This window comes from Sphingobium sp. V4 (assembly GCF_029590555.1).
Classification (GTDB): domain Bacteria; phylum Pseudomonadota; class Alphaproteobacteria; order Sphingomonadales; family Sphingomonadaceae; genus Sphingobium.
This window is the reverse complement of the sequence record NZ_CP081001.1, coordinates 852,459-864,739: the sequence shown is the minus strand read 5'-3', so window position 1 is coordinate 864,739 and position 12,281 is coordinate 852,459. Positions and strand designations below refer to the sequence as shown.

The following is a 12,281-nucleotide window of genomic DNA, read 5'->3' as shown; positions in this document are numbered from 1 at the left end:
CGTGGCGGACGCCATGGGCAATGCCGGAATGAACGACCCCGTCCGCAGCATCCGGCGATAAATGATTCTTATGCACTTCTTGGCACAATTATGTCCTTGGAATCATCAATGTGACAAACGCTCACAACTGTCCATTTCGTTGTCGACTTCGCCCTGTCTCGCTGTCGGCTGGAGCCCGGGCGGGGCCGAGCGCCTTGACAGCGCCGCCCGGCCCGACAAGACAGCGGCCATGACGGTCGCACCAGACGCTCCCATCCTCTTCTTCGATTCCGGCGTCGGCGGGCTTTCCATCCTCGCTCCCGCCAGGGCCGCGCTGCCGACAGCGCCGATCGTCTATGCCGCCGACAGCGCCGGCTTTCCCTATGGCACCAAGAGCGAGGCGGAGATCGCAGCGCGCGTCCCCGCCCTGCTCGGACGGCTGGTCGAGCGCTACCGGCCCCGCCTCGCCGTCATCGCCTGCAACACCGCCTCGACCATCGCGCTCCAGCATGTCCGCGCCGCGCTCGACATTCCCGTGGTCGGCACCGTCCCGGCGATCAAGCCCGCCGCCCTGCTCTCCAGAAGCCGCGTCTTCGGCGTGCTCGGCACCGACGCCACCGTGCGCCAGCCCTATGTGGATCGCCTCGCCGCCGAACATGGCGCGGACTGCACCGTACTGCGCCACGGCTCCGCCGCGCTGGTGCAACTGGCCGAATCCAAGCTGCGCGGCGAGCCGCTCGACCCGCAGGTCGCCCGCGACGCGCTCGCCGGCCTGATCGAGCAGCCGGGCGGCGACCGGATGGACATGGTCGTCCTCGCCTGCACCCATTTTCCGCTGGTGGAGCAGGAACTGGCCGCCGCCGCGCCCCATCCCATGGGGTTCGTCCATGGTGGCGATGGCATCGCCCGCCGCATCCGCTTTCTGACGCAGGGCCAGCCCTGGCCCGACACTCCGGCGCCCGGCATCGCGGTCTTCACCCGCGTGGACCAGAGGGTGGACGCGCTTCGCCCGGCGCTCGCAGCCTATGGCCTCGACCGCATCGACGCGCTTTGAACGACCCGCTTTGAAAGGCATGGGCCATTTGTCCAATGGCCAAGCGCGTCTATCACAGTGATAGGTATTTCTCCCTAACGTTGCGAGCGGTTATCGCTGGTAATGGAAGGGCCGCGCAGGTAAATGCGGCGCTAGAGGCAGAGGATGGCGCCGCGACGAAAGACAGCGCGCGAGGAAACGGGAAGACAGGCGTAGTGAACTACAAACATATCTTTTCGCAAGCGATCGACCGCCTCCATGAGGAAGGCCGCTATCGGGTGTTCATCGATATCCTGCGTAATCGCGGCTCCTATCCCAACGCCCGCTGCTTTCACGGCCATAACGGTCCCAAGCCGATCACCGTATGGTGCTCCAACGACTATCTTGCCATGGGCCAGCATCCCAAGGTCGTCGCCGCCATGGAGGAAGCGCTGCACGATGTCGGCGCCGGTTCGGGCGGCACCCGCAATATCGGCGGCAACACCCATTATCATGTCGACCTGGAGGCAGAACTCGCCGACCTGCACGGCAAGGAAGGGGCGCTGCTTTTCACGTCGGGCTATGTCTCGAATGAGGCGACCCTTTCCACCCTCGCCAAGCTGCTGCCGGGCTGCATCATCTTTTCCGACGAGTTGAACCATGCCTCGATGATCGCGGGCATACGCAATTCGGGTTGCGAGAAGCGCGTCTTCCGCCACAATGACGTCGACCATCTGCGCGAACTGCTCGCCGCCGAAGACCCCGAGGCCCCCAAGCTGATCGCCTTCGAAAGCGTCTATTCGATGGACGGCGACGTCGCGCCGATCGCCGAAATCTGCGACCTTGCCGATGAATATAACGCACTGACCTATCTCGACGAAGTCCATGCCGTGGGCATGTATGGCGCGCGCGGCGGCGGCATCTCCGAACGGGACGAGGTGGCCGGCCGCCTGACCATCATCGAAGGCACGCTGGGCAAGGCGTTCGGCGTCATGGGTGGCTATATCGCCGCCGACCAGATGATCATCGACGTAATCCGCAGTTATGCGCCCGGCTTCATCTTTACCACCTCGCTCTCCCCCGTGCTGGTCGCGGGCGTGCTGGCGAGCGTGCGCCACCTCAAGGGGTCGAGTGAGGAACGCGAAGGCCAGCAGGCCTCTGCCGCGCTCCTGAAGCGTCTGATGGCCGAAGCGGGCCTGCCGGTCATGAACTCCGTCACGCATATCGTGCCGCTGATGGTAGGCGACCCGGTCAAGGCCAAGCGGATCAGCGACATATTGCTCGCCGAATATGGCGCCTATGTGCAACCTATCAACTACCCCACCGTTCCCCGCGGCACCGAACGCCTGCGCTTCACGCCGGGACCGGCCCACACCGAAGCGATGATGCGCGACCTGGTATCCGCGCTGGTCGAAATCTGGGACCGGCTGGACCTGGAAAAGGCGGAACGTCAGGCGGCCTAGGGGCGGCTCAAACGCGGATCACGCCGCCCCTCACCGCATAGCCGCGATAGAGCGTCCGGCTGTGCGGAAAGCCGCCCATGTCCTGGGCGATCCGCTCGATTGCCGGCTTTAGGTCGCGCCTCGGCGACACATGGAAACGTTCCAGCCAACCGAACAGCGCCCGGCGCCACAGTGCCGGCAACCGGTCCTGTTGGCCGAAATCGACGATCTCCAGCCGACCGCCCGGCGCGACGCAACGCGCAGCCTGCGCCAGTGCCATCTCCCATTCCGGGATCATCGACAGCGCATAGCTGATGAAGACCCGCTCGAACCGCGCCCGGCCAAACAGCGCCGCCGCGTCGAAACCGCAGGCATCGCCCCGCGCCAGTACGACCCGTTCGCCCATGCCCGCCTTCGTCACCGAAGCCCGCGCCGTCTCCAGCATCGTCTCGCTGATATCGACGCCATAGAGCCGCGCGTTGGGCCAAGCCTTGCCCACCGCGATCAGGTTGCGCCCGGTGCCGCAGCCAATCTCCAGCACAGCCCCGCCCGCCGGCGGATCGAGATCGGCGATCAGTCCGTCGCGCCCCAGCAGATAATATTTGCGGGTCAGGTCATAGATATGACGCTGGTAGCGATAGACCCCGTCCATCAACTGGCCGTGGCTCATCGCTCGCCCTTCAGCACATAGAGATGGACCCCGCCATAGATGGCGGACCGGTCGCGCGCAGTATAATCGCGCGACGCCTCGGCCCTGTAATCCCAGCGGCTGAGCACCTCGTCGATCACCCGGCCCGGCAATATGCTCGGCTCCCCGGCGGTGCGGAACAGCACCCGCGCGCCCGGCCTGGCCGTCCGCGTGATCTGCGCCCAGAGCGCATTCAGCTGCTCGTCGTCCATCCAGTCCTGCGCGTCGAGCAGGATGTAGCGGTCGCAGGAGGCGGCCGGCTGGCCGGCGAGGAAATCGGTGAAATTGATGTGCCGCACGTCGACACGGCTTGCCCGCATCCGCACCGCATCATGGTTCGCCGCCTGGAGATAGGGCGGTAACGGCCCCTCGGCTTGCCCGTTTTTGGCGGCATAACCCCGCCCAAAGGCCTGCACCGCGAAATAATTGTCCTTGAGGTCGAAGTCGCAGGCCAGCTTCTTCAGCCGGGCCTTGAGCACATTGTCCATCCGCTCGTCCCCGGCCAGCGCCTCGAACTGGGCCGGCGGGATGCCCAGGCCGAACAGCGAGGCTGGCTGGCTGGTCAGCCAGCGCACGAAGCCCTTGTCGAAGATCGGCGCCAGTTCGCGCTCGAAGATCATGCGCTGCTCCTCGATGCTCCGGGCATCCAGCATCCGCCTGGGGTTCACCCCATGCACCCGCGCCAGCAGATGCGCCGCGCCGATGAAGCGGCCGAGCAGACCATGCTTGTAGATGCCGCGTGCGAAACCACCGATGCGCCGTCGCCCGATCAGGTCGCGCCCTTCCCAGTAGCGCCGCGTCGCTTCGTCCAGATGCGGCGCGACGATCTCGCGATAGGCGGCGACATTTTCCTTGCTGTCCGCCTGCGCGAAGAAACGGTGGAAGGCGCCATGGTCGGGCAAGGTCCGCGCCGCCGCCAGCTTGAGCTTGTTGAGCGCGATATGCGCGGTGTTGAGGTCAACCGCCGTGATCTTCGCCGGATCGGCGGTCGGGTAGGACAGGACGTTGCAGCCGCCCGATGCGATCGTCACCACATGGCTGTCGGGCGTGATCGCCAGCGCCTCCATGTCCACCGCCGGGTCTTCCCAGATTTGCGCATAGACCAGGCCGCGAAAGGCGAAGGTGAAGGCGCGCTCCAGCAAGCCCTGCTTCGACAGGTGGCGATGGCGATGCACCGCGTCGGTGATTTTCTGATGGCCATTCTGGTCGGCTGTGGCTGCCATGGCTGCACTCCTCGCTGCCGGGTCGGTCCGGGGCCGATAGGGCAATGGCATGTCGTCCGCATGACTTGCCGGTTACGGGGCGATGACTGTCTTTTGGGAAACGCCCTTGCGGAACCGGGACGCCCTCTCCCATCTTGTATGGCCGATGGCCCACTGGATCGAACCCCACCCGACCGGCATCTATGTCCGCCCCGCCGATGCGTGGATCGATCCGTCGCTGCCGCGGGAACGGGCGCTGGTGACGCACGGCCATGCCGATCATGCGCGCGGCGGCCACGGCCATGTCTGGGCGACCCGCGAGACGCTGTCGATCATGGCACTGCGCTACGGCACCGCCAGCGGCACGGCGGTGGGCTATGGCGAGGATATCCGGATGGGCGGGGTAACGATCCGCTACGTCCCCGCCGGCCATGTGCTGGGGTCTGCTCAGATATGGCTCGAACATGCGGGCGAGCGGGTGGTCGTGACCGGCGATTACAAACGCCGGCCCGATCCCACCTGCCTGCCCTTCGAGCCGGTGCCCTGCGACATCTTCGTGACGGAGGCGACCTTCGGCCTCCCCGTCTTCCGCCATCCCGACACCGGCAGCGAAATGGACCGGCTGCTCGCCGCGCTCCATGCCCACCCCGATCGCTGCGTGCTGGTCGGCGCCTACGCGCTGGGCAAGGCGCAGCGGGTGATCTGCGAACTCAGGGCGCGCGGTCATCATGATGCCATCTATATCCATGGCGCACTGGAGCGGATGTGCGCCCTCTATGCGGACTTCGGTGTCGAACTGGGCGACCTGCGTCCCGCGACGGGCGTGCCCGCAAAGGAGATGCGCGGCCACATCGTCGTCTCCCCACCCTCCGCGCTCAACGATCGCTGGAGCCGCCGCCTGCCCGATCCCATCACCGCGATGGCGTCCGGCTGGATGCGGGTGCGCCAGCGCGCGCGGCAGAAGAATGTAGAACTGCCCCTCGTCATTTCCGACCATGCCGACTGGGACGAATTGACCGACACGATACGCGAAGTCGCGCCGGCCGAAACCTGGATCACCCATGGGCGCGAGGAGGCGCTGCTCCACTGGTGCATGACCCACCAGATCCGCGCCCGCGCGCTGGCGCTGGTGGGGCGCGAAGACGAGGATGAAGGCTGATGGACAAACGCACAGCATCCGTTCGTTTCGAGCGCAGTCGAGAAGCGGATAGGGCGGTTACAGCGTTTCTCGACTGCGCTCGAAACGAACGGAGGTAGGTGATGCGCGCCTTCTCTCAACTCCTCGACGGCCTGGTCTACACTCGTTCGCGCAACGGCAAGCTGGACCTGATCGCCGCCTATATGCGCGACGCGCCCGATCCCGACCGGGGCTGGGCGCTGGCGGCGCTGACCGGCAATCTCGACCTCAAAGCCGTCAAATCCTCCGCCATCGGCGAGATGATCCGCGCCCGCACCGATCCGGTCCTTTATGAAATGAGCCGCGACTATGTCGGCGACCTTGCCGAAACCGTCGCCCTGCTCTGGCCGAAGAGAGAGGACCAACCCGCCGAACTGGATGACGGGTCGCTCAGCCTCTCGGCCGTGATCGAGCGCCTGCACGGCGTCAGCCGCGCCGCCGCACCCGATGCGCTGGCGCAGATGATGGACCATCTCGACGCCTCGGGCCGCTTCGCGCTGCTGAAACTCGCCACCGGCGGGCTTCGGGTGGGCATTTCCGCCCGCCTCGCCAAGACCGGCTTCGCCCAGGGCTTCGGCCTTGACGTCGATGATGTCGAACAGGTCTGGCATGCCCTCGCCCCGCCCTATGCCGCGCTGTTCGACTGGGCCGAAGGGCGCAGCGGCCGGCCGGATCCGGAAGGCACGCCCTATTTCCGTCCCTTCATGCTCGCCCACCCGCTGGAGGCCGAGAGCGTCGATCTCGCTGACTATGCCGCCGAATGGAAATGGGACGGCATCCGCATCCAGATCGTCGGTACGGGTGGCGAAACCCGCCTCTACAGCCGCGCGGGCGACGATATTTCAGGCAGCTTCCCGGAGATCGCGGCGGCCTTCACCGGCCATGCCGTGCTGGACGGCGAACTGCTGGTGAAGGGCGCGTTTCAGGGCGGGGAAGCCGCCAGCTTCAACGCCCTGCAACAAAGGCTCGGCCGCAAGGCGGTCAGCGCGAAGATGATGGACGACTATCCCGCCTTCGTCCGCCTCTATGATCTGCTGATCGAACGCGACACCGACCTGCGCGCCCTCCCCTGGCACCAACGGCGCGCCCGGCTCGAAGCCTATATGCCCCAGCTTCCGCCGGATCGTTTCGATCTCTCCGCCATCATCGACGCGCCGGATTTCGATGCTCTGGCCGACATCCGCGCCGGCGCCCGCGACGCCGCGATCGAGGGGGTCATGCTCAAGCGCCGTGACAGCCCCTATGTCGCCGGGCGCAAGGCGGCGCTCTGGTATAAATGGAAACGCGACCCCCTGACCGCCGACTGCGTCATGATGTACGCCCAGCGCGGCCACGGCAAACGCTCCTCCTTCTATTCGGACTATACGTTCGGCTGCTGGACCGAAGATGGCGAATTGCAGCCGGTGGGCAAGGCCTATAGCGGCTTCACCGACGAGGAACTCAAATGGCTCGACCGCTTCGTCCGCCAGAACACCCTCAACCGCTTCGGCCCGGTGCGGGAGGTCGAAAAGTCGCTCGTGCTGGAAGTTGCGTTCGACAGCATCCACGACAGCAAGCGCCACAAATCAGGCCTCGCCATGCGCTTCCCCCGCATCGCCCGCATCCGCAAGGACAAGCCCGCGCATGAGGCCGATACGGTCGAGGGGTTGAAGCAGCTGGTGAGCTGACGCATAAAGATCAAAAGGAGAACGGACATGGTCTATACAGGAAGCTGCCATTGCGGCGCCGTCACGTTCAGCGTCGCGGCCAATGCTCCCGACGAGGGCATGACCTGCAACTGCTCCCATTGCAGCCGCAAGGGCTTTGTCCTGACCTTCGTCCCCGCCGACCAGTTTACGCTGGACAGCGGCGCGGATCATCTCACCGACTATCTTTTCTACCGGCACAATATCACGCATCAGTTCTGCAGGACCTGCGGGACGGAAGCTTTCGCCCTCGGCAAGTCGCCCGACGGTCCGATGCGCGCCATCAACCTCCGCTGTGTGCCCTCGGTCGACATCGACGCGCTCACGATCACGAAGGTCGATGGGGCCAGCTTCTGACATGCGAAACGGCCGGCCCGCTTACCCGACCGGCCGTTTCTTCCATGTCAGCGAGCGACGGTCAGGGCATCAGCACAGTGTCGATGACATGGATCACGCCGTTCGACTGGTTGACGTCGGCGATCGTGACCTTTGACTTTCCGCCCTTGGCATCCTGCAGATAGACCGACGATCCTTCGACCCAGGCGGTCAGCGGTTCTCCCTGCACCGTGGTCAGCGTCGCCTTGCCTCCGCCGGCCTTGGCCTGTGCGATGAGGTCGGCGGCGCTCAGCTTGCCGGGCACCACATGATAGGTAAGGATGCCGGTCAGGGTCGCCTTGTTCTCTGGCTTCAGCAGCGTGTCCACCGTTCCGGCCGGAAGCTTAGCGAAGGCGGCATTTGTCGGCGCGAAGACGGTGAACGGACCGGCGCCCTTCAGCGTATCGACCAGACCTGCCGCCTTGACCGCAGCAACCAGCGTCGTGTGGTCTTTCGAATTGACGGCGTTGTCGACGATATCCTTGGTCGGGTACATCGCCGCGCCGCCCACCATCGGGTTCTTTTCATGATGATTGGCATAGGCCGTGCCACTGACGGTCAACAGCGCGCTCGCCAGCGCCAACGACAGATGGGACTTCTTCATGGAGGCTTCCTTCCCGATATTCTCTATCCCCTGATCCGGGGACACCGCCACTACGCGCGGGCGGCCGCGTGGATGCATGGCTGCCCCAAAAGACAGGGGCCAAGGCGCTGCGCGCGCATCTGACTTTGCGCTGTCACGGGCAGCCCCTATATGGGCGCTTTCGCGCGGGGTCGCGCGGTCGATTTATGGAGACGCAATTGAGCAAGGTTCTGGTCATCGGCGCAGGCGGCGTCGGGTCTGTCGCGGTCCACAAGATGGCGATGAATCCGGATATTTTCAGCCATATCACGCTCGCCAGTCGCCGGATCGTCAGTTGTGAGAAGGTCGCCGAATCGGTGAAGGCGCGCACCGGTGTCACCATCGACGTGGCGCAGGTCGATGCCGACAATGTCGCAGAGACGATCGCGCTGATCGAGAAGATCCAGCCCAAGCTCGTCGTGAACCTGGCCCTGCCCTATCAGGATCTGGCGATCATGGACGCCTGCCTCGCGACCCGGACCGACTATCTCGACACCGCCAATTACGAGCCGCGCGACACCGCGAAGTTCGAATATAGCTGGCAATGGGCCTATCAGGAGCGCTTCAAGGAAGCCGGCATCATGGCGCTGCTCGGATCAGGCTTCGACCCCGGCGTCACCAGCGTTTTCGCCAGCTACATCAAGAAGCACCTGCTCGACCGGATCGACACGCTCGACATTCTCGATTGCAATGGCGGCGACCATGGCCAGCATTTCGCCACCAACTTCAACCCGGAAATCAACATCCGCGAAGTGACCGCGCCGTCGCGCCACTGGGCCGATGGACAATGGGTCGAAGGCCCGGCGCTCAGCCACAAGCAGGAATTCGACTTCGATCAGGTCGGACCGAAGAACATGTACCTCATGTATCATGAGGAACTGGAGTCGCTTGCCAAATTCTATCCCGAGATCAAGCGCATCCGCTTCTGGATGACCTTCGGCGACGCCTATCTCAAACATCTGGAAGTGCTCCAGAATGTCGGCATGACCCGGATCGACCCGGTCATCTATAACGGGCAGGAGATCATCCCGCTCCAGTTCCTGAAAGCGGTCCTGCCCGAACCGTCGAGCCTGGGTTCGACCACCAAGGGCAAGACCAATATCGGCGACATCGCCACCGGCGAAAAGGACGGCCAGCAGAAGACCGTCTATGTCTACCAGGTCTGCGACCATGAGGAAGCCTATGCAGAAACCGGCAACCAGGCGGTCAGCTACACCACCGGCGTGCCCGCGATGATCGGCGCCGCGCTGATGCTGACGGGCGCCTGGAAGGGCGCAAATGGAGAAGGCGGCGTGTTCAATATCGAACAGTTCGATCCCGATCCCTTCATGGACATGCTCAACAAGCATGGCCTGCCCTGGCAGGTGAAGGAACTCGACGCGCCGCTGGATTTTTAAGCGCCGCTCGCGCTCTGACGATCCCGCGCGGGATCGTCACCCCAGCGAAGGCTGGGATCTCATGCGGCGACGCCGTGCCCTCTCGCCTGAGACCCCGGCCTTTGCCGGGGTGACGGAGTATGTTGTTATGGAAACCCGCGCCGGCGATCCTGCCGCCTTCGCCCGATTCGACCTCTACCGCGTTCCCTCGCCCGCCTTCGTGGTGGACGAGGCGGCGGTGCGGCGGAACCTTGCGGTCCTGCGCGACATCGGCGACCGAGCAGGGGTTAAGGTGCTCGGTGCGCTCAAGGCCTTTTCCATGTGGTCGCTTGGGGGCGTGCTGGGGGAATATCTCGACGGCGTCTGCGCGTCGGGCATCTATGAAGCACGCCTGGGGCGCGAGGAATATCAGGGCGAAGTCGCGACCTATTGCGCCGCCTACAAGCCCGACGACCTGGCCGAAATCCTCAAAATATCAGACCATGTCATCTTCAACAGCCCCGGCCAGATCGCGCGACTCAAACCCGTCATCGACGCAGCGCGCAGCGACGGTGTGAACTTCGACATCGGCCTGCGCCTCAACCCGCTCCACCCGGAGGGGGAAGTGCCTAAATATGACCCGTCGCAACCGCACAGCCGCTTGGGCTTCCCGGTCGACCAATTGCGCCCCGAACATCTGGAGGGCGTCGACGGCCTGCATGTCCATAATCTGTGCGAGCAGGATTTCCTGCCGCTGGAACGCACCTGGGCGGCGATTGAGGGCCATATCATGCCTCATGTCGCGGGCCTCAAATGGCTCAACTTCGGCGGCGGCCACCATGTCACCCGCGCCGACTACCAGATCGACGATCTCATCGCCTTCCTGACAAGGATCAAGGCGCAGACCGGTCTTGCCCTCTATATCGAACCCGGCGAGGCAATGGCGCTCGACGCTGGCATCTTGGTGGGCGAAATCCTCGACGTGATCGAAAACGGGATGCCCGTCGCCATCACCGACATCAGCGCCACCTGCCACATGCCCGACGTGATCGAGGCGCCCTATCGCCCCGCCATGCTCCATGAGCCGGAAGAGGGACCGGTCACTCGACTCGGTGGCCCCTCCTGCTTGGCGGGCGACATCATCGGCGACTATCGAGTCCCCGGCGGCGCGGAACCGGGCGCGCGTATCGCCTTCCTCGACCAGGCGCACTATTCCATGGTGAAGACCAATACATTCAATGGGGTACCCCTGCCCGCCATCTGGTTATGGAACTCGGAAACCGACGAACTCAAGGAAATCCGGGCCTTTTCCTATACCGATTTCAAGACCCGTCTCTCGTAACGCACATTTCGTAGCGGGCCGCGCAACAAAATTTTCATATGCGCTTTACAGGGGGGACCCCTCCGCATATATCGGCCGTCCGCTGCCCCATGGGACTTCCACCGCAAGGCAGCTTTTCGCCCTGAACTACACTGGAGGTCCCTTGAGTTGCACAAGCATCATAGCGCGCTGGGGGTAGCGACCGCCCTCACACCGGCAGCACCGGTAACGCTGATTCGTCCCGAAGCCGCGGCTCGGGCCGCCCGTTTCTTCGTTGAGAAGTTTCCGGGCCGATCGCTCTATGCGGTCAAGGCGAATCCGTCTCCCGACCTGATCCGCACGCTCTTTGCATCGGGCATCACGCATTTCGATGTGGCCTCGATCGCTGAAGTGCGCTTGGTGGCCGAAACGCTGGCCGATGTCGCAGGCGACAAGGCGAAGCTCTGCTTCATGCACCCGGTCAAGGCCGAGGAAGCGATCGCTGAAGCCTACCACGTCCATGGCGTGCGAACCTTCTCGCTCGACACGATCGACGAGCTGGAAAAGATCATGCGCGCGACCGGCGATGCGACCGATCTGGAACTGTGCGTCCGCCTGCGCGTGTCATCCGAACATTCGGAACTCAGCCTCGCGTCGAAGTTCGGCGTCGAACTGGGCGAAACCCGCGAACTGCTGATGGCGACCCGCCAGGCCGCCGATGCGCTGGGCATCTGTTTCCACGTCGGAAGCCAGGCCATGTCGCCGCAGGCCTATAGTGATGCGATCGAGCGCGTGCGCGCCGCGATCGTCGATGCGGCGGTCACGGTCGACATCATCGATGTCGGCGGCGGCTTCCCTTCCATCTATCCGGGCATGGAGCCGGTGGCGCTCGAAAATTATTTCGAGGCGATCCATCGCGGCTTCGAAAGCCTGCCGGTCAGCTATTCGTCGGAACTGTGGTGTGAACCCGGCCGCGCGCTGTCGGCCGAATATAGCTCGATCATCGTGCGGGTGGAGCGCCGTCGCGGCACCGAACTCTACATCAACGACGGCGCCTATGGCGCGTTGTTCGATGCCGCGCATATCGGCTGGCGCTTCCCCGTGGCCCTGCTGCGCGAGGATGACAGCGAAGAAGAGCTGGAAGGCTTCTCCTTCTACGGCCCGACCTGCGACGACATGGACCATATGGTCGGCCCCTTCATGCTTCCTGCGGACGTGAAGGCGGGCGACTATATCGAAATCGGAATGCTCGGCGCCTATGGCGCGGCAATGCGTACCGGTTTCAACGGCTTCACGTCGGAATCGACGATCGAGGTGGGGGATGAGCCGATGGCCAGCCTCTATGCCGAGACCGTCCAGCCGCGCCGTCGCGCAACCGTCATCAAGCTGGGCTGACCCGCCCCGCAAAATGATTTCCATCCCTCGCCGCCTCCTTTGCGGCGAG

11 protein-coding genes are annotated in these 12,281 nt (G+C 64.4%); 8 read left to right on the top strand and 3 right to left on the bottom strand.

What is annotated here, in order from left to right:
• The first annotated feature begins 229 nt into the window (after positions 1 to 229).
• Positions 230 to 1,033: a glutamate racemase gene (murI, locus tag K3M67_RS04495; RefSeq protein WP_285832390.1), complete on the top strand. Its 804-nt coding sequence runs from the start codon at positions 230 to 232 to the stop codon at positions 1,031 to 1,033.
• Positions 1,034 to 1,227: 194 nt separating this feature from the next.
• Entirely contained in the window at positions 1,228 to 2,454 is a 1,227-nt protein-coding gene (gene hemA / locus K3M67_RS04490; protein WP_285832389.1) for a 5-aminolevulinate synthase, read from the top strand.
• A 7-nt stretch (positions 2,455 to 2,461) separates the two neighbouring features.
• Here the strand turns inward: hemA and K3M67_RS04485 are convergent, their stop codons facing one another.
• Entirely contained in the window at positions 2,462 to 3,103 is a 642-nt protein-coding gene (locus K3M67_RS04485; RefSeq protein ID WP_285832388.1) for a class I SAM-dependent methyltransferase, read from the bottom strand.
• Complete coding sequence (locus tag K3M67_RS04480) at positions 3,100 to 4,344, bottom strand: BtaA family protein (protein WP_285832387.1); 1,245 nt, start codon at positions 4,342 to 4,344, stop codon at positions 3,100 to 3,102. Before K3M67_RS04480 ends, K3M67_RS04485 begins: the two co-directional genes overlap by 4 nt.
• 145 nt (positions 4,345 to 4,489) lie before the next feature.
• Here K3M67_RS04480 and K3M67_RS04475 point away from each other — a divergent pair, with 145 nt between their 5' ends.
• The 3 genes from K3M67_RS04475 (at position 4,490) to K3M67_RS04465 (ending at position 7,542) form a co-directional block, all read left to right on the top strand.
• Positions 4,490 to 5,482, top strand: a complete 993-nt coding sequence (locus tag K3M67_RS04475; protein ID WP_285832889.1) for a ligase-associated DNA damage response exonuclease — start codon at positions 4,490 to 4,492, stop codon at positions 5,480 to 5,482.
• 101 nt (positions 5,483 to 5,583) lie between these two features.
• Positions 5,584 to 7,167 carry a cisplatin damage response ATP-dependent DNA ligase gene (locus tag K3M67_RS04470; RefSeq protein ID WP_285832386.1) on the top strand — a complete coding sequence of 528 codons (1,584 nt, stop codon included), beginning with the start codon at positions 5,584 to 5,586 and terminating at the stop codon, positions 7,165 to 7,167.
• Between the two features lie 27 nt (positions 7,168 to 7,194).
• The gene (locus tag K3M67_RS04465) at positions 7,195 to 7,542 is read left to right on the top strand and encodes a GFA family protein (RefSeq protein ID WP_285832385.1); all 348 of its coding nucleotides are present in this window, start codon (positions 7,195 to 7,197) and stop codon (positions 7,540 to 7,542) included.
• A 61-nt stretch (positions 7,543 to 7,603) separates the two neighbouring features.
• Here the strand turns inward: K3M67_RS04465 and K3M67_RS04460 are convergent, their stop codons facing one another.
• Positions 7,604 to 8,164, bottom strand: coding sequence for a fasciclin domain-containing protein (locus K3M67_RS04460; RefSeq protein WP_285832384.1), 561 nt, complete (start codon positions 8,162 to 8,164; stop codon positions 7,604 to 7,606).
• 197 nt (positions 8,165 to 8,361) lie between these two features.
• Between K3M67_RS04460 and K3M67_RS04455 the strand changes: the two genes are divergently transcribed.
• The 3 genes from K3M67_RS04455 to K3M67_RS04445 all read left to right on the top strand — a co-directional run bounded on the left by K3M67_RS04455 (position 8,362) and on the right by K3M67_RS04445 (position 12,232).
• Positions 8,362 to 9,579, top strand: coding sequence for a saccharopine dehydrogenase family protein (locus tag K3M67_RS04455; protein ID WP_285832383.1), 1,218 nt, complete (start codon positions 8,362 to 8,364; stop codon positions 9,577 to 9,579).
• Between the two features lie 127 nt (positions 9,580 to 9,706).
• A complete protein-coding gene (locus tag K3M67_RS04450; RefSeq protein ID WP_285832382.1) occupies positions 9,707 to 10,879 on the top strand; it encodes a carboxynorspermidine decarboxylase in 1,173 nt (390 codons plus the stop codon).
• 147 nt (positions 10,880 to 11,026) lie between these two features.
• Positions 11,027 to 12,232, top strand: a complete 1,206-nt coding sequence (locus tag K3M67_RS04445) for a type III PLP-dependent enzyme (RefSeq protein ID WP_285832381.1) — start codon at positions 11,027 to 11,029, stop codon at positions 12,230 to 12,232.
• Positions 12,233 to 12,281: the final 49 nt, after the last annotated feature.

Excerpts from the sequence above, each read along its gene's own strand:
- murI (WP_285832390.1), top strand. The coding sequence starts at position 230 with ATGACGGTCGCACCAGACGCTCCCATCCTCTTCTTCGATTCCGGCGTC.
- K3M67_RS04460 (WP_285832384.1), bottom strand. The coding sequence starts at position 8,164 with ATGAAGAAGTCCCATCTGTCGTTGGCGCTGGCGAGCGCGCTGTTGACC.
- K3M67_RS04485 (WP_285832388.1), bottom strand. The coding sequence starts at position 3,103 with ATGAGCCACGGCCAGTTGATGGACGGGGTCTATCGCTACCAGCGTCAT.
- K3M67_RS04475 (WP_285832889.1), top strand. The coding sequence starts at position 4,490 with ATGGCCCACTGGATCGAACCCCACCCGACCGGCATCTATGTCCGCCCC.
- K3M67_RS04465 (WP_285832385.1), top strand. The coding sequence starts at position 7,195 with ATGGTCTATACAGGAAGCTGCCATTGCGGCGCCGTCACGTTCAGCGTC.
- K3M67_RS04450 (WP_285832382.1), top strand. The coding sequence starts at position 9,707 with ATGGAAACCCGCGCCGGCGATCCTGCCGCCTTCGCCCGATTCGACCTC.
- K3M67_RS04480 (WP_285832387.1), bottom strand. The coding sequence starts at position 4,344 with ATGGCAGCCACAGCCGACCAGAATGGCCATCAGAAAATCACCGACGCG.
- K3M67_RS04470 (WP_285832386.1), top strand. The coding sequence starts at position 5,584 with ATGCGCGCCTTCTCTCAACTCCTCGACGGCCTGGTCTACACTCGTTCG.